General features: G+C 63.0%; 17 protein-coding genes. 1 reads left to right on the plus strand and 16 read right to left on the minus strand.

The window, feature by feature from the left end; all coding sequences use genetic code 11:
* Nucleotides 1-142: 142 nt before the first annotated feature.
* From BM70_RS0104920 to BM70_RS0104965, 10 genes are all read right to left on the minus strand, one after another.
* Nucleotides 143-1,753, minus strand: a complete 1,611-nt coding sequence (locus BM70_RS0104920; RefSeq protein ID WP_025854967.1) for an ABC transporter ATP-binding protein — start codon at nucleotides 1,751-1,753, stop codon at nucleotides 143-145.
* Entirely contained in the window at nucleotides 1,750-2,604 is an 855-nt protein-coding gene (locus BM70_RS0104925) for an ABC transporter permease (RefSeq protein ID WP_155952120.1), read from the minus strand. The genes BM70_RS0104920 and BM70_RS0104925 overlap by 4 nt, the downstream gene beginning before the upstream one ends.
* A complete protein-coding gene (locus tag BM70_RS0104930) occupies nucleotides 2,601-3,551 on the minus strand; it encodes an ABC transporter permease (protein WP_025854969.1) in 951 nt (316 codons plus the stop codon). The genes BM70_RS0104925 and BM70_RS0104930 overlap by 4 nt, the downstream gene beginning before the upstream one ends.
* Complete coding sequence (locus BM70_RS0104935; RefSeq protein ID WP_025854970.1) at nucleotides 3,548-5,122, minus strand: ABC transporter substrate-binding protein; 1,575 nt, start codon at nucleotides 5,120-5,122, stop codon at nucleotides 3,548-3,550. Before BM70_RS0104935 ends, BM70_RS0104930 begins: the two co-directional genes overlap by 4 nt.
* Nucleotides 5,119-6,462, minus strand: coding sequence for an LLM class flavin-dependent oxidoreductase (locus tag BM70_RS0104940; protein ID WP_025854971.1), 1,344 nt, complete (start codon nucleotides 6,460-6,462; stop codon nucleotides 5,119-5,121). Before BM70_RS0104940 ends, BM70_RS0104935 begins: the two co-directional genes overlap by 4 nt.
* 13 nt (nucleotides 6,463-6,475) lie before the next feature.
* Nucleotides 6,476-8,920 (minus strand): TonB-dependent siderophore receptor, encoded by a 2,445-nt coding sequence (locus tag BM70_RS0104945; RefSeq protein WP_025854972.1) that lies wholly within the window; start codon nucleotides 8,918-8,920, stop codon nucleotides 6,476-6,478.
* A 6-nt stretch (nucleotides 8,921-8,926) separates the two neighbouring features.
* Entirely contained in the window at nucleotides 8,927-9,889 is a 963-nt protein-coding gene (locus BM70_RS0104950) for an ABC transporter substrate-binding protein (protein ID WP_025854973.1), read from the minus strand.
* Nucleotides 9,890-9,899: 10 nt separating this feature from the next.
* Nucleotides 9,900-10,733: a class II aldolase/adducin family protein gene (locus BM70_RS0104955; protein WP_025854974.1), complete on the minus strand. Its 834-nt coding sequence runs from the start codon at nucleotides 10,731-10,733 to the stop codon at nucleotides 9,900-9,902.
* 423 nt (nucleotides 10,734-11,156) lie between these two features.
* Nucleotides 11,157-11,339 carry a hypothetical protein gene (locus tag BM70_RS0104960; RefSeq protein WP_025854975.1) on the minus strand — a complete coding sequence of 61 codons (183 nt, stop codon included), beginning with the start codon at nucleotides 11,337-11,339 and terminating at the stop codon, nucleotides 11,157-11,159.
* A 235-nt stretch (nucleotides 11,340-11,574) separates the two neighbouring features.
* Nucleotides 11,575-12,936, minus strand: a complete 1,362-nt coding sequence (locus BM70_RS0104965; RefSeq protein ID WP_025854976.1) for an LLM class flavin-dependent oxidoreductase — start codon at nucleotides 12,934-12,936, stop codon at nucleotides 11,575-11,577.
* 299 nt (nucleotides 12,937-13,235) lie between these two features.
* On the opposite strand from BM70_RS0104965, the gene BM70_RS0104970 reads away from it, so the two are divergent.
* A complete protein-coding gene (locus tag BM70_RS0104970) occupies nucleotides 13,236-13,613 on the plus strand; it encodes a c-type cytochrome (protein WP_025854977.1) in 378 nt (125 codons plus the stop codon).
* Between the two features lie 3 nt (nucleotides 13,614-13,616).
* Here the strand turns inward: BM70_RS0104970 and BM70_RS0104975 are convergent, their stop codons facing one another.
* From BM70_RS0104975 to BM70_RS0105000, 6 genes are read right to left on the minus strand one after another with little or no spacing between them, the layout of a single operon-like run.
* Nucleotides 13,617-14,051 (minus strand): RidA family protein, encoded by a 435-nt coding sequence (locus BM70_RS0104975; RefSeq protein WP_025854978.1) that lies wholly within the window; start codon nucleotides 14,049-14,051, stop codon nucleotides 13,617-13,619.
* 11 nt (nucleotides 14,052-14,062) lie between these two features.
* Nucleotides 14,063-15,646: an FAD-dependent oxidoreductase gene (locus BM70_RS0104980; RefSeq protein WP_025854979.1), complete on the minus strand. Its 1,584-nt coding sequence runs from the start codon at nucleotides 15,644-15,646 to the stop codon at nucleotides 14,063-14,065.
* 12 nt (nucleotides 15,647-15,658) lie between these two features.
* The gene (locus tag BM70_RS0104985; RefSeq protein WP_025854980.1) at nucleotides 15,659-16,582 is read right to left on the minus strand and encodes an ABC transporter substrate-binding protein; all 924 of its coding nucleotides are present in this window, start codon (nucleotides 16,580-16,582) and stop codon (nucleotides 15,659-15,661) included.
* Nucleotides 16,583-16,600: 18 nt separating this feature from the next.
* Nucleotides 16,601-17,374: an amino acid ABC transporter ATP-binding protein gene (locus BM70_RS0104990; RefSeq protein WP_025854981.1), complete on the minus strand. Its 774-nt coding sequence runs from the start codon at nucleotides 17,372-17,374 to the stop codon at nucleotides 16,601-16,603.
* On the minus strand, nucleotides 17,367-18,332 hold the full coding sequence (locus BM70_RS0104995; RefSeq protein ID WP_025854982.1) for an amino acid ABC transporter permease: 966 nt from the start codon (nucleotides 18,330-18,332) through the stop codon (nucleotides 17,367-17,369). Before BM70_RS0104995 ends, BM70_RS0104990 begins: the two co-directional genes overlap by 8 nt.
* Before the next feature lie 16 nt (nucleotides 18,333-18,348).
* Nucleotides 18,349-20,742 carry a TonB-dependent siderophore receptor gene (locus BM70_RS0105000; protein ID WP_025854983.1) on the minus strand — a complete coding sequence of 798 codons (2,394 nt, stop codon included), beginning with the start codon at nucleotides 20,740-20,742 and terminating at the stop codon, nucleotides 18,349-18,351.
* Nucleotides 20,743-21,191 lie beyond the last annotated feature (449 nt).

Below are 21,191 nucleotides of genomic sequence, written 5' to 3' on the forward strand. Positions count from 1 at the left end.
GGAGCTGGCTTGCCGGCGATGGTCGTTAACGATGACGCGGGGCATCTGGATGCTCCCGGCGACCTCGCGTTTTTCGCTGGCAGCCGGCTCCTGCAAGGACGGCGTATTCAGGGTGCAAACCAAGGCGACCTGATGCATCCCATCACCCAACCGCCAGCAACCGCCCCGGAATATCCGCCAGCAACCCCTGCGTATACTCACTCACAGGCGCCGTAAACACCCGCTCACACTCCCCCTGTTCCACCACCTGCCCAGCGCGCATCACCACCACATGATCGGAAATCTGCCTCACCACCGCCAGATCATGGGAAATAAACAGATAGCTCAACCCCAATCGCTCCTGCAGCTCGGCCAGTAACTTCAAGATCTGTCCCTGGATCGACGCGTCCAACGCCGACAACGCCTCATCCAGCACCAGCAACTGGGGCTCCAACGCCAGCGCCCGCGCAATCGCCACTCGCTGTCGCTGCCCACCGGACAACTCCACCGGCCGGCTCCCCAACAACCGCGCCGGCAACTCGACCTGTTCCAGCAAGGTCGCCGCCCGCTGTCGGCGCCAGGCGCCATCGCCCAGGTCAAACGCCTGCAGCGGTTCGCTGATGATCTGCTCCAGGCTTAACCGTGGGTTCAATGACGCATAGGGATTCTGATAAACCACCTGGATCTGCCGCCGCAGCGCCAGCCACTCGCGGCGCGACACCCGGCTGATGTCCTGGCCATCGAACACCACGCTACCGCTGTCCAACTGTTCCAACCCGAGGATCAACCGCGCCGTGGTCGACTTGCCAGACCCCGACTCGCCCACCAGGCTGGTGGTGCCATGGCGCGGCAGGTGGAAAGACACGTCGTCCACCGCCAACGGCGCCGGGTGACGCCAGGTTGAGAAATCCTTACGCAGGCCCTGCACCGTCAAGAGGGGCGTGGCATCGACACGCGCCGCACTCACTTGTCGCCGCTGTTGCACCAGCAAGCTCGGCGCGGCCTGCAAAAGCTGCCGGGTGTAGGCGTGCTGTGGCGCTTCGAACACGCGACGAGCGACGCCGGTTTCGACGATGCGCCCCTGGTGCATCACCAGCAGCCGATCCGCTCGGTCCAGCGCCACACCCAAATCGTGGGTAATCAGCAACACCGCTGTGCCGCGCTCGCGGGCCAGGGTTTGCAGGCGGTCGAGAATCTGCCGTTGCACACCCACATCCAGCGCGCTGGTGGGTTCGTCGGCGATCACCAGCGGCGGGTCGTTGGCCAGGGCGATGGCGATCAGCACGCGCTGGCGCATGCCTCCGGAAAGTTGATGGGGATAGCCACGCGCCACGCGCTCGACATCCTGCAGGCCGACTTCACGTAGCAGCGCCAGGCTGCGCTGGCGCGCCAGCGGCTTGGGCACGCCATGCAGGGTCAGGGCCTCCACGAGTTGCTGGCCGATACGCTTGACCGGGTCCAGGGACAGCGCCGGGTCCTGCGGCACAAAGCCCACGCTGCGCCCGCGAATACTTTGCCATTGGCGCTCGCTGACATGGGTCAACGCCTGGCCCGCCAGGCGAATGCTGCCGGATTCGATCTGCGCATTGGCCGCCAGCAGTCCCACCAGCGCCGCAGCAGTGGTGGATTTGCCCGAGCCGGACTCGCCGACAATCGCCAGGATCTCACCGGCCTTGAGTTGAAAGTCGATACCCGCCACACCCTCCGTTCGCCCATCGCGGCCGTGGTAGGCAATGCGCAGGTCGTGCACCTCCAGCAAAATCTGCTCTGTCATCGTGTGGTTCCTTGATCCTGTTGCAACGCACGCGCCAGTTGGTTGGCCGATACCACCACGGCCGCCACCACCAGGCCTGGCAGGCTGGTGTACCACCAGGCGGAGATCATGTAGTTGCGCCCTTCCGCCACCAGCAAGCCCCATTCAGGTTGCGGCGGCGGCGCGCCAAAGCCGAGAAAGCTCAGGGCCGAGACCGCCAGCACCGCGCTGCCGAACTCCAGCGCGGCCAGTGCCAACACCGGCGCGCTGGCGTGGGGCAGGATATGCCGGGCGATGATGGTCCACGGGCCCACACCGCAGGCGGAAGCCGCCTCGACAAACGTACTCGCACGCCAACGCAGCACTTCGCCACGCACCAGGCGCGCGAAGGTCGCCACCGACGACAACCCCACCGCCAGGGCGATATTCACCGTGCCAAATCCCAGCACCGTGATCACCGCCATCGCCAGCAACAGCGCAGGGATCGCCATCAGTACTTCCACGCAACGCATCAGTAGCGCATCGACCCAGCCCCCGAAGAATCCGGCCAGCACACCGAGGACGATACCGCTGAACAGGGCGATCAACACCGCCAGCAAGGTCGCGCGCAACGACAGCCCGGCGCCGTAGACGGTGCGGCTGTAGAGATCGCGGCCAAGGTGATCGGTACCGAACCAATGGGCCGTGGAGGGCCCCTGCAAGGCATTGGCCGGCACACCCAGCAGGGGATCGAAATGCGTGAACAGCTGCGGACACAGCGCCCAACCCAGCACCAGCAGCAACACGAACACACCCAGCGGCAACAACGGGCGCCGGCGCAGCACGGTGAAATAGCGCGGGCGTGGCAAAACGGCGGTCAAGGCAAGGCTCATCGGGCGGCTCCGCGAATACGTGGGTCAAGCAGTGGGTACAGCAGGTCCACCAGCAGGTTGACGGTGATGAAGATCAACGCCGCCAACACCACCACGCCCTGCACCACCGGAATGTCCTGGCTGCTGACCGCGCCTTGGGCCAGGCGCCCGATACCTTCGCGGGAGAACACGGTTTCGGTGACCACGGAACCGGCCAGCAACGAGCCGACAATTACCCCGCTCAAGCTGAGGATCGGGATCACCGCGTTATGCAGCACATGGGTCAGCAACACGCGCAGCGGGCTCATGCCCTTGGCACGCAGAGCGTCGACAAAAGGCAGGCTCGAGGTGGCGGCCAGGGAGCGGGACAACACCTGGGCGATCACCGCGCTGGTGGGGATCGCCAATGTGAGCGTCGGCAGTACCAGGGAAGCCAGCCCTTGGTTTCCCATCGCCGGGAACCAGTGCCAGCCGAACGAAAACCACTGCAACAGCAGCAGCCCAACCCAGAACGTCGGCAGCGACACCGCCACCGCCGGCAACCCGAGCAGCAGATCCCGCAACCAACGCTGGCGCGTCAGGCTCGCCACCAACGCCAGGCCTACACCCAGCACCAGCGACACCGCCAACGACACCAGCGCCAGCGCCGCCGTCTTCGGCAACGCCTCGGCCAACGACGCTGACACCGGCTGGCCACTCTGGATCGAGTCGCCAAAATCCAGCTGCATCGCATGCCACAACGCGATGCCGTACTGCACTGCCAGCGGCTCGTCGAGGTGGTACTGCGCACGTAGCTCCGCCACTTGCTGCTGATTGACGGTGGTCTGCTCGCCGTTCTGGTTGAGCATGATACTCACCGGGTCGCTGGGCAGCGCATACAGAATCACGAACGACAGGCTGAACGCCGCCCACAACACCAGCAACGCCTGCCCGCCCCGGGCCAACAGGTAAAACGCCGCGCCCTTCATGGCTGCAACCAGGTGTCGAAGAACTGCAGGCGCGACGACGCTTCGTAGTGCAGGCCCTGCACCTGCTTGCCGTGGGCGAGTACCGTCGCCAGTTCCACCAGGGCGATCGCATGACCGTCGCGCAGCAACAGCTCACTGGCCTGGTCGATCAATACCTGGCGCCTGGCGCTGTCGAGGGTCTCGGAAGACTCGCGCAACAGGCGGTCGACGTCGCTCGGCTCGCGCTTGTTGATGTTGTAGCCCTGGGCGTAATACACGGTGCGCAACACGTCCGGATCAGCACGCGTGAGGTTGAGAAAGCGCACACTGAAGTCCCCACTGGCCTGGATCGCCGTGACCTGGCTGATGGTGGATTTATTCAACTGGAAGTCGATGCCCACCGCCTTCAACTGTTGCTGCACCAGCTCCAGGATCGGCGTCTGCTGCCAGTAATCGAGGCGAAACGACAAGCGCTTGCCGTCCTTGACCCGCACGCCATCGGCGCCCACTTGCCAACCCGCCTCATCCAATAATTTGCGTGCGCCTTCGGGATCGTAGGCCAACAGGCTCGACAGGTCGCGATACAGCGGCGTGCTGGTGGCGAGCAGCGCGGTGGCCGGCTTCTGGTAGCGCGAAATGATGCGCTGCAACTCGGCGCGGTCAATCGCCTTGCTCAGCGCCTGGCGCACCTTGATGTCGGCGAACAAGGGCGTCGACTCGTTCAGCGCCAGGTTGAACACCACGCCAGGGTTGGCGCGGGTCAGCAGGACCAAACCCTGGCTGTCGATGCTTGGTTCATCCTGCGGCGCCACGCTGGTATTCACCTCGATCTGCCCGGACGCCAGGCTGCCCAGGCGCACGCCGGACTCGGGGATGATCAGGAACTCGATAGCGTCCAGCCAGGCCTTGCCCTTGTGCGCCGCCAGCGACGAGCCCCAGGCGTAATCCTCGCGACGTGTGAGGGCGACCTTCTGGTTATGCACAAACGACTTGAGCACAAACGGCCCCGAACCGACCAATTGGCCCTGGCAACGGTCGCCGGAGGACAGTGCCAGATTGGCCGGCGACAATAAGCCCAGGGTCATGGTCGAGGTGGCTTGCAGGAACTGCGCATTGGGTTGTTCGAACTCGACGACCACGGTGTGGTTGTCCGGCGTGTCGATGCGCTTGAGCCCGGCCAGGTAGGTCGCGCCCAGGATCGAACGCGCACCGAGCGCAACGATGGCCTCCAGGTTGGCCTTGACCGCCGCGGCATCCACTGCCGCACCGTCACTGAACGTCGCGCCCTGGCGCAGCACGAAGGTAAAGCGCCGCGAATCGGCGTCCACCTCCCAGCGTTCGGCCAGCCACGGCACGATGGCGCCGGTGACCGGGTCCTGGTCGGTCAGCGAATCCACCAACTGCCGGCCCACATTCAGCGCGGTATTGTTACCGGCCTGCTGCGGGTCGACACATTGCGGGTCGCCATCCAGCGCCACACGCAGCGTGCCACCGCTGCGGGGTGTGCCGGCATCGGCCTGGGCGACTTTGTCGGACGGCGCGCCACACGCCGCCAGCAACAGCGCCAGCAGCGCGACTGAAAGCTGCTTCATGGACGCGCCCCCTGGTGACGGTTGGCGATATACGGCAAGCCGAGGTTCTCGCGCAGGGTCTGGCCCTGGTATTCACGGCGGAACAGGCCCCGACGCTGCAACTCCGGCACCACGCCGTCGGCAAAGTCCGCGATGCCCTGGTGCAGCCCGGAGAACATCACGTTGAAGCCATCGGCGGCGCCGCTTTCGAACCATTCCTGGAAGTCGTCCGCGACACTTTCCGGCGTGCCGATCAGAACGCGATGCCCACCGGCGGTGAGTTTGTTGAACAGCTCGCGCACGGTGGGGCGTTCACGGCGGATCAAGTCGAACACCAGTTTCTGCCGGCTCTTATGGGTGTTGGTGTCGAACTGCTCGGGAGGCAGCGGCACCAGCGAGTCGAACGGTAACTCCGACAAGTCGAACCCCAGGCTGGTGAAGCGCGAGATGGAACTGAGAAAGGCTTTCGGGTCCTGCAACGCCTGCAATTGATCGTACTTGGCCTGGGCTTCGGCCTGGGTGCGGCCGATCACCGTGGACACCCCCGGCAGCACTTTCAGGTGCTCGGGGTTGCGCCCCAGGCCTGCGGCGCTGTGCTTGATCTCCTGATAGAACGCCACACCCTGCTCCACCGTGTGCTGCGCGGTGAAGATCAACTCCCCGGCCCGCGCCGCAAGGCGCCTGCCGGCATCGGAAGAGCCCGCCTGGGCGATCACCGGGTAGCCCTGCACCGGGCGTGCAGCATTGAGCGGACCCTGCACCTGAAAGTATTTGCCGTGGTGGTTGAGCACGTGCAGCTTGTCGGTGTCCAGCCACTGCCCGGAGGCCTTGTCCTGGATAAACGCGTCGTCGGCCCAGCTGTCCCACAGGCCGGTGACCACGTCGTAGAACTCTTCGGCGCGCTCATAACGGTCGGCATGCCTGATGTGGTCGTCGCGGTTGAAATTCTCGCCGCCGCCCAGGGACGTCACCAGGTTCCAGCCCACCCGGCCACCGCTGAGGTGGTCGATATTGGCGAACTTGCGCGCAATGTTGTACGGCTCGTTGTAGGTGGTGCTGGCGGTGGCGATCAGGCCGATATGCCGCGTCGCCAGGGCCAGCGCCGGCAGCAGCACCAGCGGGTCCCAGCGCACACTGTTGGGGCCGCGCGCCAGGGCGAGCGGGTCGAGGTCGACATTCACTGTGTCGTTGAAGAACACCGCATGAAACCGCACGGACTCGAGTTTTTCCGCGATCCAGCGGTAGTGCTCGAAGTCGCGGAACGAGTCGCTGGCAGCACTCGGATGGCGCCAGGCAGAACCCATGATGCCGGCGCTGGGGATGAAGGCGCCGAGCAATAGTTGTCGGTCTTGTTGGCTCATGTCGGGGTCCTCATCAGAAATTGTAGGTGGCGCGGGTGTACCAGAACGCGCCGTAGGGATCGAACGGCGAGATGCTGCCGAACTTCGGAAAACCGTTGATATCGCCTTGGGGGAAAGCGTTGTTGTCGGCCTTGACGTTGAGAATGTTGTTGGCGCCCACCGCCAGGTTGAGGTCCTTGGTCAGGTTGTAGGCCACCTCCAGGTCGGTCAGCCATTTGGCGCCGTAGGTCACGTCATAGAGGGGGTTGGCATCGCGGGCGACGACCTTGTCGTAGCGATTGACGGAGGCGTTGATGTCGAAGTTGTCGACCTTCCAGTTGGCGCTGAGGATCAGCTTGGTCTTGGGGTTGGCGACAGTCAGGTAACCCTGGGCCACGCGGTCGAACAGCACCAGGTTGCTGCCCACGGCGGTGAGCGCGGCCGGTGTCGACTTGATGCTGTCGATGGTGGTTTTGTTGTAGTTGGCCGCCAAACCATATTTGACGGTGCCGAGGGCGCCGTAGTCGACGCGGTAATCGGTGACCAGGTCGATGCCACGGGTGGTGGTGTCGGCGGCGTTGGTGAAGTACTTCACCCGGTAGCCGGGACGGTAACCGTTGGCCTGCAGGATCTGGTCGACGCCACTGCCGAACAGGAAACCGGTCTGGGCGATGCGGTCACTGATTTCGATCTGGTAGGCATCCAGGGTGATATTGGCTGCCGGCACCGGCTTGTAGGCAAAGCCGATGCTGATGTTGCGCGACTTCTCCGGCTTCAGGTCTTCCGCGCCAAGTGCCTGGGCCAGCGGCGAATCGACGCGCACCGACTTGGCCTCGACGAACTGCGCGATACCGTTGACGGTGGTGTATTGGTTGGCGGTCTGCGCATACACCGACTGCGACAGCGACGGCGCACGGAAGCCGTTGCTGAGGGTGCCGCGCAGGGCGAATTCAGGGGTGAAGTCATAGCGCAGCGAGAGCTTGCCGCTGCTGGTGTTGCCCGAGCTGTCGTCGTAATGCTCGAAGCGTCCGGCCACGCCCACATAGAACTTCTCGGTGGGGTTGAGGCCCACGTCGACATAGCTGGCGTAACTGTTGCGGCTGGCCTGGCCTTCGTCTTCCGGGGTCAGGGTGATCGCACCCTGGGCGCCCACGGCACCGGGTTGTCCGGCCAGCGGGCCACTCGGGTAGACGTAACCGCCATTGATATACGACAGCGGGTCACCGGCCTCGGTCTTGTAACGCTCGTGACGGTGCTCGAGGCCCGCCGAGACTTGCAGCGGTTTGCTCAGGCCCACGTCAAAAGCGCGGGTCAGGTCGAGGTTGTTGGTCCATTGGTCAAAGTAGTTGGTGTAGGTCGTGAAGTGCGTGGGGCTCGACGGGCCCAGGGAAGCGTTGAGGGTTTCATCCGCACCGGCCACGCCTTTGTCGCGACCGAAGGTGGAGCTCAGGTCCCAGTTCCATTCGGCGACTTTGCCTTTGCCACCGGCCGCTACCTGATAGTCGGTCTCGCGAAGGGTGTAGAACGGCGCGGTGCCGTCGGGGTAAATCGACGGGATGATGTTGGTCGAGTTCGGCCGCCGGTAGTTCTGCCCGCCCCGTGCATCACGCTGACTGAGGGTGGAGAACGAATACAGGGTCACATCGTCCAGGGGCAATTCGGCGTTATAGGCGACGTTGATCGCCTTGATCTTCGGCAGGCCGTTTTTCTGCACATCCTTGTCGTTGGCCTCGCGCGGGTCGGCGGAACCGTCAGGCTGGCGGTAGTAGAACGCGCCGGTCGCGTCCCGTGCGCGTACGGCGGTCTGCTGGGATTTGGCGTCCAGCGACAGGTTGAAGAAACCATCGTTGGGCAAGGCGAACCCATTGTTCAAGGTCTGGCGGAGGGTGCCGCCGTCGCCTTTGGTGTATTCGCCGTAGGAGGTGCTCACCGAGCCGCCATTGTCGTTCTGCTTGAGGATGATGTTGATCACCCCGGCAATCGCATCCGAGCCGTATTGCGCCGAAGCGCCGTCGCGCAGCACTTCGATATGGTCGATGGCACTCACCGGGATCATGTCCAGGTCCACCGGGTTGGTGCCGTAGGCCGCGGTGGAATCGAGGTTGATCACCGCGCTGTTGTGGCGGCGCTTGCCATTGACCAGCACCAGCACGTTGGAACCATTGAGCCCGCGCAGGCTGTAGGGCCGTGCGATGCTGTCGTTGGAGGTACCCGACGGGCGCTGGGAAAACGACGGCAGGGTTTTCTGCAAGGCAGTGCGCAGGCTGCTGGACCCGGTTTTTTCCAACTGCTGGGCGCTGATCACATCGATCGGCGCCGGGCTGCTGGTGACGGTGCGCGCCTCGCTGCCGCGCGAACCGGTGACGATCACCGTGTCGAGGGTGTCATCGGTGCTGGCGGCATAAGCTGGCAGCAAGGTGAAGCCGGCGAATACCAGTGGGGCGAGTTGCAAGGTAGAACGGTAGGCAGTGGGTTTCATGGCAGGTCAACTGTTCAGAATAGGGTTGAAGTCGTCACGCCACAGCGATCGTGCGTCGACGCTCTGGCTGATCAAATGGTTTTGGTAGAACAGGTCGGCCACCTGCTGCTGGGAGTGGATGGCGTCGGTGTCGATGCCCAACAGGCGGCCCGGCCGGCTACGCTGCTGGAACTGGCGCAGGTACAGGGTGCGGTCGATACCGGTCAGCGCTTCACTGCGCTCGGCCCAGCGTTCGGGATGGGCATTGACCCAGGCCCAGGTGGCTTGCTCACGCCGCAAGAAATCGCCTACCTGGCTGCGGCGTTGAGGGTTGGCCAATATCTGTTGCGTGGTCGCAATCACGTAGTTGCCGGAGTAATAGCGGCTGACGTCCGCCAGCAGCTCGCCGTCCATTTGGCTGGTGGCTTGCAGGGCACTGATGCCACCGGTGGCGATGGCATCCACATGACCGTTGCGAAACGCGGTGAGCGCGTCCTGCATCGGCAGCGGCACGGCCGTCACGTCAGTCAGGGACAGGCCGTTCTGGTGCAGCAGGTTCAACACGAAATAGTGAGTGTTGGTGGCCCGTACGTAGCTGATGGTCTTGCCCTTGAGGTCCTGGACCGTGCGGATCCCGCTGCCCTTTTTGACCACCAGGCGGGTGTCGTTCTGGTCGCCCTGATACAGCGCCACCAACGCAATCGGCACCTTGGCGACCGAGGCAAAAATCGGCGGGATTTCGCTCATGAATGCGTAGTCCAGGTGGCCGCTGCTCAAGGCTTCCAGCACCAGGTTGCCGCCGCTTACGTCCACCCACTCCACCGGGTACGGCGTGTCCGCCTGGCCGGCGTCGGCGAGGAACGACGCCGCCGTGCCTTTGTAGCGCCACACGCGCAGGGGCTCCGCGGCCTGGGCTTGACGGCCCAGCAGAGAACCGGCCGCAAGAACGCCGCCGGCCAGCAGCAATCGCCGACGAGAAAGGAAGTGCATGGGGGGCGCCTCAGTTGAGCAGGTCGGGTTCTTCGGTGCGGATCTGGTCCCACAACGGCAGGAAGTTGAGCCAGGCGAAAAACTCATGGCGCGCCTTGTCGATGCCATCCTCCAACGCGTCCGGTGCAGGAATCAGCGGCGTTCCGGCCGAGTGAGCCAGCAGGTGCACACGGGCGGTGTCTTCGGCGAGGATGAAGCGCCAGGCGGCGCTTTCCACGGTCTCGCCGGTGACCCACAGCCCGTGGTTCTGCCAGACCAGCAGGTTGTGCTGGGCGAAGGTTTCGACGAAGGCCTGGCTGACGATGTTGCGGTCTTGCTCCAAGGCACCGCTGGCCGTGCGCAGCGCGTGGCGCGGGAAGATCACCTGATCACCCAAAAAGGCGCCGGACTCGGCGGTGATGGGGTCGAACAGGCGACCCAACGACGACCAGACCCGGCCATGAAAGCCGTGAAAATGGGCAATGCCGACCACCTCAGGCCGGTTTTTTTGCAGGTCGTAGTGCAATTCCAGGGCGCTGGTGTTCAGCAGGCCCTCGCCCTCCACCACCTGGCCTTGACCATCAACCCGCAGCAAATGGGACACGGTGATCTGCGAGAACGGCACACCCAGCGGGTTGATCCAGTAATGATCCGGGTACACCGGGTCCCGGGCGGTGAAATGTCCCGCTACGCCCACTTCGAAACCCAAGCGACCAAACAGACGATAGGCGGCGGCCAAGCGTTGTTTGCGGTGCAGGCGTTCCTGCAGGGGGTCGTCATGCCTGGGCACGGCACGCAGGGCCAGGCGATTGTTGTCGTAGGGCAAGGTGTAGATGGTTTGCGGGAACAGCTCGGAATGACTCATACGGTTAAACCCTGATCTTTTTTTAGGCGAACGAAACCGTGGCTCGGCCAGGCCGGCGACGAAAACGCAAGGACGGTGTGGCGGCGGGAAAAACGGTCAGGTCGTCATGATCAAGGGGCCCCTCGCAGGTGGGTTTGGTCGGTGCTCACCTCCACCATGCGAGGGGTCGGGTCGAGTGTGTTGTCGCTGGCTTGAAAGGTATTCGTCTAAGAAACGTCTGTAAAAGGCTTTGTAGTCATATGCTAATAATCAGCTTTTTTTAATATGAACGCAGTAGATGATCAGTAAATTGCATTTCTTTTAGTTTTGGGAGAGATGGGTCATATCCGTTATTTAGGAAATGGCTGACATGGGTTCCACCCTTACGGCGGGTTACTTTTGGAAGAGCGCTGTACGGACCGGACACATGGTTGACGGGGCGCCTCAGATCAAGATCAAGATCAAAAGCACGGCGGCCTGAGTGGTGTAGAGCAAAGGCAAGGGCGATCCACTGTAGGAGCTGGCTTGCCAGCGATAATCGTTAACGATGACGCGGGGCATCTGGATGCTCCCGGCGACCTCGCGTTTTTCGCCGGCAAGCCGGCTCCTACAGAAAAGCGTCTTCATGGTGCGAAACCGGGGCGGCCGGATACCTCCCATTGTAGGAGCTGGCTTGCCGGCGATGGTCGTTAACGATGACGCGGGGCACCAGGATAAACGCGGCGACCTCGCGTTTTTCGCCGGCAAGCCGGCAGGACGCCGGGTTAGCCGCCCATGCTTACTTTTGCGCTGTTCAAAGGTAAGTCGCTATGAGAGCGGAACCCATAGCAACCGTTGCCCAAACAACGGATATACACACCATCTAAGCCCCAACAGCCCTCAACACCTCACGCTTCGTAGACTCGCGCGCCGCCGTATGCCGATTCACTGGCACCGGCAACCCCAAATGCCCCCGCAACGTACTGTGACTGTACTCACGACGAAACAACCCCCGCTCCCGCAACAACGGCAGCACCTCATCAGTAAACCGCGCAAAATCATCCGGCGCGCCCACGTGGATATTGAACCCATCCACCGCGCCCTCGACAAACCAACGCTCGATCTCATCCGCCACCGTCTTGGGCGAGCCGACAAAACTGGAAAACGGCTTGGCAAACCGCAACGCCGCCTGACGCAGTGTCAGCCCCTGATCACGGGCGACTTGCTTGATATTCTCCGCATGCCCGCGATACCCGTTACTCCCTAGGTCGCCCAGTTCCGGGAACGGTTCGTCCAACGGATACTGACTGAAATCGTGGTAGTTGAACGGCCGCCCCAATTGCACCAGCGCCTTGCCCAGATCCAGCTCGCCATTGCGCTCGCGGTCGATGGCCTGGGCCTGCTCGTCAGTGTCGGCAATGATCGGCGAAATGCCGGGCAGGATGGTCACGTGATCAGGGTTGCGTCCAGCGGCGGCCGTGCGTTGCTTGATGTCGCGGTAGTACGCCTGGGCGTCTTCGAAATTGCCCACGCCGGCAAAAATTCCTTCGGCATAATTCGCCGCCAGGCTGCGCCCGGACTCTGAAATCCCCGCCTGGAAAATCACCGGCTGGCCCTGGGCCGAACGGGCAATATTCAGCGGCCCGGTGACAGAGAAAAACTCGCCGTGGTGATCGATGCGGTGTTGGCGTTGCGGGTCGAGGAACACCTTGTTCTGCTTGTCACGCACAAAAGCGTCGTCTTCGTAGGAATCCCACAACCCCTGCACCACCTCCAGGTGCTCGGCTGCCCGGCGATAGCGCTCGGTGTGGTCGATATGCTGCTCACGCCCAAAATTGCCGGCAGCACCTTCAAGGCCAGTGGTGACCACGTTCCAACCGGCGCGACCACCACTGATATGGTCCAGGGACGCGAACTGCCGCGCGACGTTGAAGGGTTCGGTGTAGGACGTGGTGAGGGTCGCCACCAGGCCGATCTTCGACGTGGCACCGGCGATGGCCGAGAGCAGTGTCAACGGCTCCAGGCGGTTGAGGAAGTGCGGCGCGGAGTCCGGTGTGATGTAGGGGCTGTCGACAATGAACACCAGGTCGAACTTGGCTGCTTCCGCCTGTTGTGCCTGGGCGCGGTACCAGTCGATATCCACACTGGCGTCGCCAGGAATCTGCGGGTGCAACCATTCGTTTTGTGCGGTGCCGACGCCGGTGAGAATGGCGCCGAATTTGAGTTGGCGAGGTGAGGTGGACATCAAGGTATTCCTCCGTGGATGGCCGCGGTGCTGGCCTGTGGAGTATGACCTTAATACCCCTAAGCGGGGCTTGTGAAAGGCTTTGTAGATCTATGCAAATTATTAAAAATGCTGATTTTAATAAACAAAATACATCCATCATCTGCATAACAACAAGCAGTACCCTGTGCTGATCGCCGCAGCGACTTTGGACACGGTCCCGGCAAAACAAGGAGAATGACGAGCCCTCAATCTCAACGCGTCGACATCAGCGTGTGCCCTCGGCCCACAACGGATTGACACAACAAGGTCATATGGAAATGAAACGGGTACTTATCGCTTCGCTTAGCGTTTTATCGCTGATTCAACCCTCACTCTCCCTAGCGGATAACGCCAACGGAAAAACCCTGTTTACCCAGCGGTGTGCGATGTGCCATGGCGCCGATATCAAAGGCACAGGCCCCTTGGCCAATAAGAGCAATCCCCCCACGCCCGACCTGACCACTGCCACGTTCAAAAAACGCCTGAATGATTATCCAGGCGTTATTGTCTCGTCGATCATCCTTCGCCCCAATGGCGACTTGATCCCAAGAACTCTGCGAGAGAACGGCGTAAAACTGGCGCCGTTCGCGTGGAGGGTCAACGACTTGCGCGATCTGAACCAATACATGAGCGGTGTGATCGCAAAGCGTCGATGAGTCTCACACCGCTCTTGCCGCGATCGCCTCCACTTCAACCAATGCACCGGGCAATGGCAACGCCACCACCTGCAATGCCGTGCGCGCCGGTTTATTCGGCTGCTCCGGCGTGCCGAAGAACTGCGTGTAGCCCGCCTGCAAACCGGCGAAATCGAGCTTGCCGCCGGTTGCTTCGGCGCCGACCAGGAATACGCGCAACTGCACGATATCGCCCAGGTCCAGGTCTTGCTGACGCAGGATCTTGCGCAGCTTGTTGAATACCGAAACCGTCTGCACCTCGGTATTGCCATAGGCCGCCGGCGTGCCTGCCGGTGCGTTCGCGTCGTGCAGGTCGGGCAAGGTGCCGCTGACGAAAATCAGGCTGGCAGACGCCGGCACGGTAACGGTCTGCGAGATCGGGAAATCGCCGACACTGGTACGTTGAATGCTGTCGCTCATGATGATGCTCCTTACGAGGCGGCCAGTGCCGCGCTTTGCCGTTGTTGAGTAACCCGCTCGGCCAGTTGCCCGACCACATGACGCGCCGAGTTGGCGGCCGATTCCTGCCAGATGCCCACGCCGCTTTGCACCAGGCCGTCGCCGGCGAAATACACCCGGCCATGGCCTGCTTCGAGCAAGGCGCTGGCGTCGGCCGGGAAGTGTTCACGTTGCAGCCACGGGCCTTCGCTGTAGGGGATCTGTTCCCAGGACACCGCCAACGGGTTGCGCAGGTGTTTTGAGTAGCCCGGATGCAACAGCTCCACCGCCTCCCTGGAGGTGGCGTACTGCTTATCGAACGGTTGCGCGCCAAAGACGTCAGCGCCCTCGCCGGTCACGTAACCCGCTACCAGCAGGCCTTCGCGGGTGTTGAGGTCGTTGCTCGGGTACCACAGCAGGCGCGCCGGGTGCTCGATCCACGACAGGCCGCCGTACGTGCGGTAGTCGGTTTCCCAGAAGCGCGGCGACTGCCACGCCACTTTGGTGGCCTGGTCGCTGCGGGTGCTGAGCAAGGCGGCCTTGATCGGGTCGCTGAAGTCGGTGTCGAGCTTGGCCAGCAACGGCAGCGGCAACGTGGAGATCAGGTAGTCGGCGCGTACCACCTGTTCGCGGTCGCTGAGCGCGTCGTGATAGGTCACCGCCACGCCGCCTTCCAACTGGCGGATCTGCCGCACCTGGGCGCCCAGTTGCACATGGCCCCGGACGCGCTGGTAGAAGGCATCGGTGATGCGGTCCATACCGCCGACCGGCTGGAACATGGTGGCGGAGAACTCCGGGAATTCAGTGTGCAGCAACGCGCCCCACAGTTCCGGGTGCAGCAATTGGTCCAGCGCCAACGGACGGCGGCTGGCGGGCAATGCGCCCGGATGCGCAGGCGAATCCAGGTGCCCGGAACGCAGGGTGCCCTCGAAGGCCAGCGCTTGCGACAGGTCGCCATACACCTGCAGGAACGCCAGCAACCGCGTGCGTTCTTCAGCGCTCAACACGTCATCGAGGGCGTCGCGCTGCACGGCTTTGGCCAGCAAGCCGGAGAGGTGCCCGCGCGCGTCGTTGATCGCTTGGCCGACGGTGAACGCCGGCTTGCTCACATCCGGCCGCACCTGGGCGCCGTGGCTGCTGTTGACCAGCACCTCCAGTGGCACACCCAGTTCGCTGCAATAGTCGAGGAGGGTGCGGTGCTGGCTGGGAATCCGCGCAGGGCCAGCGTTGAAGTAATGCCCAGGGTCGAACGCGGCGGTTTGTGTGCGGCCATCCTTGTAGTCCACGCGGTCGCCGTTGCGGATCGTCCAGGTGCGGCCACCCACCCGCTCACGGGCTTCCAGCACTTGCACGTCGAACCCGGCACGGGTCAGTTCCAGGGCGGTGACCAGCCCCGCGATCCCGGCGCCCAGTACCAGCACGCGAGTGCCCTGCCCCAGGCCGCTTTTGAGTTTCAGCGGTTGCGGCCGACGGTGCGACGACGGCCCCAGGCCCAATGCCGCCAGCGCATCCTTGACTGCCTGCTCGCCGCCGACTGCGGCGATGCTCGACAGCGCTTCACGTCGTGTCAGTCCCATGCTCGATGCTCCTTAATCCGGCAGGCCCGGTGGGTTGATCAGCGACCTGTCGACGCGCTCGATATCCAGGCCCCAGCGTTGCAGCACCTGTTCGTATTGGCCGCCGGCAATCGCGCCTTCCAGGGCGGTGTGGATCGGCTTGACCAGGCCATTGTCCTTGCGCGTGGTCACCGCGATGTCGGCTTTCAAAGGCCAGCCACCATTCACCGTACCGACGCGCTTGATACCGCCGGTGATTGCCGCCGAATAGGCGTATACCGAATTGGGCCCGAACAGCGCGTCGCTGCGCCCGGACTGCACGGCCAACTGGGCAGCGGCCTGGTCGTCGAAGTACTGCAACAACGCGGGCTTGAGGCCGGCCTTTTCATTGGCGTCGTTCCAGGCCAGCAGGACTTTTTCCTGGTTGGTGCCGGAGCCGACGATGATCTTCAGCCCGGCGATGTCCTTGGCCTGCTTGATCTCGCTGATCTTGCTGGTGCTCTTCACGTAAAACCCGAGTACATCCTGGCGGTAGGTGGCGAAGTCGAAGCGCTTCTTGCGCGCCTCGGTCACAGTGACGTTGCTGATCACCGCGTCGTACTTGCCCGAACTGACACCCAGCGGCCAGTCCTCCCAACTGGTCTGCACCACGTTGAGTTGCAGGCCGAGGCTGTCGGCGACCAGCTGCGCGGTGTCGGCCTCGCTGCCGATGGTGGTCTTGTCATCGCTGGCCAGCAGCGCCAGCGGCGGCCCGGCCACGCCGGACACCGCCACGGTGAACTTGCCCGGCTGGGCGAACTTGAAGCCCGGCGGGATCTGCGCGATGGCCGCGTCGTTACGCGGCGCATGGATGCGCGGGCGATCGGGGCTGAGGTCGACCTGTTGCACGGCAAAGGCGGTTTGCGCGGTACTGACGGCAAGCGTCAGCAGGGCCACGCGGGCAGTATGGATAAACATGGGCAGTCACTCCTTGAACTAAAGCACCTTGCCGAGAAAAGCCACGGTGCGGGGATGTCGGGGTTGGCGGAAAATCTGTTCGGGCGGGCCTTCTTCGATCAACTGGCCGTCGCAGAGGAACACCACGTGGTCGGCCACCTCACGCGCAAAGCCGATCTCGTGGGTGACGATCACCAGGGTCACGCCCAGTTGGGTCAGGCCCTTGATCACGTCGAGCACTTCGCCCACCAGTTCCGGGTCGAGGGCCGAGGTGGGTTCATCGAACAGCAGCACTTTGGGGTCCAGCGCCAGGGCGCGGGCAATGGCGACGCGCTGTTGCTGGCCGCCGGAGAGCTGGCGCGGGTAGGCATCGAGCTTGTCCGCCAGGCCGACCTTGGTCAGCAGCTCGGCCGCCTTGGCCTGGGCTTCGGCCTTGCTCCAGCGTTTGTGGGCCAGGGGTGCTTCGGCGATGTTTTCCCAGGCGGTGAGGTGCGGGAACAGGTTGAAGTTCTGGAACACGAAACCCACGTCGATGCGGCGCTTGAGGATTTCGCGTTCCTTGAGTTCGTAGAGCAGGTCACCCTTGCGGTGGTAACCGACGTATTCGCCGTCGATGGTGATATGCCCGCTGTCGATTTTCTCCAGGTGGTTGATAGTGCGCAGCAAGGTGGACTTGCCCGAGCCGGATGGCCCGAGGATCACCGTGACCTTGCCCGGGTCGATGGTCAGGTCGATGTCCTTGAGCACCTGCTGGTTGCCAAAGCGCTTGCCCACGCCCTGGATCTGGATGCGCCCGGCGCGTGCTTCACCCATGGGTTTTCTCCTTCAGCCAACCGCGCACGCGCTGCAACGGCGTGGGCGGCAGCACCCGTGCGGTGCCCCGCGCAAAGTAGCGTTCGACGTAGTACTGCGCGCTGGTGAGCACGGTGGTGATGATCAGGTACCAGACGGTGGCGACAATGAGCAGCGGGATCACCGCCTGGGTGCGGTTGTAGATGACCTGCACGGTGTAGAACAGTTCGGGCAGGGCCAGCACGTAGACGATGGACGTACCCTTGACCAGGCCGATGATTTCGTTGAACCCCGACGGCAGGATCGAACGCAGCGCCTGGGGCAGGATGATTCGGAAGATACGTCGTGAAGCCGGCAATCCCAGGGCCGCCGCCGCTTCATGCTGGCCGGCGTCGACACCGATCAGGCCGCCGCGGATGATCTCCGCCGCGTAGGCCGCTTGCATCAGGCTCAACCCCAAAACGGCCACGGTGAACTGGCTGAGCACATCCACGGTCGACCATTCGGCGAACACCACGCTGGTGAACGGCACGCCGAGCACGATGTGATCGTACAGGTAGGCAAAGTTGTAGAGGATGATCAGCACCAGCAGCGCCGGCATCGAGCGGAAAAACCAGATATAGCCCCAGGCCAACGCCGCCAGCAGCGGCGAGCCCGACAGCCGCGCCAACGCCAGCGCGGTGCCAAGGATGATGCTGAACACCGTGCTCAGCAGGGTCAGCAACAGCGTCTGCCCCAGCCCACGCAGCACCGACGGCGAGAAGAACCACTGGCCGAACACGCCCCACTCCCAGCGCGGGTTGGTGGCCAGGGAATGCACGATGGCCAGCAGCACCAGCGCCGCGAAAATCGACCCGGCCCAGCGCCAGGGATGCCGCGCGGGCACCACCTGCAGGGCCTTGATCGGCGTGGAGACGCGGGCCTGGCGCACCGGGGCGGGCTGTTCAATCAGGTCATAGGATTTGGCGACAATGGGCATGGTGTATTCCTCGGCCTCAGAAGGCATAGGTCAAGCGGGTGTAGTAATACCCGCCGGTAAAACCGTAGGGCGAATAGACGCCGTAGCTGCTGACCATGGTGCTGCTCGGCACCCCTTGTTTCTTGGGGTAGATGTCGAACAGGTTCTTGGCGCCGACGGCGATGTTCAGGTCTTTGGTGAGGTTGTAGCCAAGGTCGAGATCGGTGATCCATTTGGCGCTGTAGATGCGGTCCAGGTCGCGATTGGCCGATGAATTCACTTCCTTGTAGGCGCCGTAGCGCGTCAGGGCCAGGTTGAGGTTGAAGCGGTCGATGCTCCAGTCGCCGCCCAGGATCAGCTTGGTATTGGGCTGCACGCCGGTGATCAGGTTGCGCGCCTCGCGGTTCATCAACTCGTAGGAGGTGCCGAGGATGTTGGTCGACTCCTTGTAGTTGAGGATTCTGGTCTGGTTCCAGTTGAACGCCGCGGTCCACTTCAACGCGCCGTACTGGCCGAGGTCCTGGCTGTAGTTGCTGACCAGGTCCAGGCCTTTGGTGCGGGTGTCGGCGCCGTTGATGAAGTACTGGCCGCCGGAGGTGGAGTTGATGCCGTTGTTCTGCAGCACCTGGGTGATCTCGGGGCCGAGCAAGGTGCCAGTGAGGGTGATGCGGTCGCGCAGGTTGATCACGTAGGCATCGGCGGTGAAGCTCAGGCGATCGGTGGGCGTCAGGGTGAAGCCGAGGCTGAAGTTGGTGGAACGCTCCGGCTTGAGGTCTTCGGCGCCCAGGGCCCTGGCCGCCGCCGAGCCGACCGGCAGCACGCCGTAGTTGATCGACTGGTACACACCGTCGACCACGCCGTATGTGGTGGAGCGCGCACTGAACAGGCTGTTGGCCAGGGACGGCGCGCGGAAACCATTGCTGACCGTGGCACGTACGGCGAATTCGGGGGTGAAGTCGTAACGGGTGGTCAGCTTGCCGCTGCGGGTGGCGCCGACGCCCTGATTGTAGTGCTCGTAGCGAAACGCGGTGCCGACGTACCAGTCCGGCACCGGGTTGAAGCCCACGTCGACATAACCGGCGACGCTGTTGCGCGAGGCGCTGCTTTCTTCATCTGGCGAAATGCCGTTGGTGACCTGTGCCCCGGACGACGCGCAATTGCCCGGCGCCACGCAGTAACCGCCGTTGGCATAGGACGCGTAGTCACCGGCCTGGACCTCATAGGTGTCACGCCGGTGCTCGAAGCCGTAGCTCAGGTCCAGCGGTTTTTGCAGGCCGATATCGAAGCCGCGCTTGAAGTCGAGGTTGGTGGTCAGCTCGGTGGAGATCCAGGTGCCGGAGGTGAAGTGATTCGGTGTGGCCTCACCCAAAGACGGGTTCTGGTTATGCGTGGTGCCCTGCTCCGCCTCGTTGCGCCCGTAGGTGGTGGACAGGTCCCAGTCCCACTCGCCGACCGTGCCCTTGCCACCGAACGCGGCCTGGAAATCATCCTCGTCGATGTACCAGGTCGGCGTATAGCCCGACGGGTAGCCATTGGGCCCGGTGGTGATGGTGTTGGTGATGGTCGGCAGGCGGAAATTCTGACCCTGCTCGGCCTTGCGGTGGGAGTAGGTGGTGAAGGAGTACAGGCTCAAGCTGTCATCGATCGGCAGCTCGGCGTTGTAGCCCAGGGTCAGCAGGTTGGTCTTGGGCGTGCCGTAGCCGCCGTACGTGGACTTGCCCGCCAGGCCATAGGCCTGCTCATAGGTGTAGCCGTTGGCGCTGGCCTTGTTGTCGTCGTTCTGGCTGCGGGCGTCGAGCGCCAGTTGCACGATGCCGCCGTTGCCGATCTCGAAACCCTTGTTGAGGCTTTGTTGCACGGTCTGCTTCTTGCCGTCATAGCCCAGGCCGGCGTTGGTCACCGACGTGCCGCTGGTGTCGGCCTTGAGGATCACGTTGATCACCCCGGCGATGGCATCGGAGCCGTATTGGGCAGCGGCGCCGTCACGCAGGACTTCGACGTGGTCGATGGCGCTGATGGGGATCAGGTCCAGGTCGGCCGGCGCCGCACCGGTGTTGATGCCGTTGATGTTCAGGGTGGCGCTCGTGTGACGGCGCTTGCCGTTGACCAGCACCAGCACTTCGGCGGCGCTCAGGCCACGCAGGTTCGGGGCACGGGCAATGCCGCTGGCGTCCCAACCGGTTTTTTCCGGCAGGGTCAACGACGGGATCACCGCGCTCAAGGCTTCCATCAGGCCGGGCTTGCCGGTGTTCTGCAATTGCTTGGCGCTGACCACATCGATCGGCACCGGGCTGCTGGTGACCGTGCGCTGCTCGGCGCCGCGGTTACCGGTGACCACGACGGTGGACAGGGTGCTGTCGTCCTGGGCTTGCGCGGTGTTGGCAAGGATGGCCAGTGCCAGGGTGGCGGTTGGGTGTAAGGCTCGCTTCATATGCATTCCCGTGTTTCCAAATCGCGAAGTCGGGCAATCACGCGGGTGGGCGCGGTGCTCGGGTTTTTCTGGGGTGTTTCGGCGATGAGGAACTAGGTGTGGAGCGAGTGCGGGGTTTGAATTGGCAACATACGTTGAACTCCCTTCCAACGATTCTGCTAGGGGGTGATTACCCCGCTCGGCAGCGCAGAATCCGATTCACGATTGGTACCATCCAAGGTCAGGGGTAGGCTGTTGAGTTCAAACATAACGGAATGGATTTTAAAAATATAATGCTATTTGGGCATAAGCTAATATTCTTGTATTTCATTATTTGTTTGATGCTTTATTCGTATTGGTAATGTTTTTTTTTGCAACCGGCCATGAGTACATATCCGTTGTTGCGGTAACGGCCGCTTATGGTTCCGCTCTTACAGCGGCTCACTTTTGGAAAGGCCCAAAAGTAAGCA

This window comes from Pseudomonas sp. CHM02 (genome assembly GCF_000612585.1).
In the GTDB taxonomy this organism is placed as follows: domain Bacteria; phylum Pseudomonadota; class Gammaproteobacteria; order Pseudomonadales; family Pseudomonadaceae; genus Aquipseudomonas.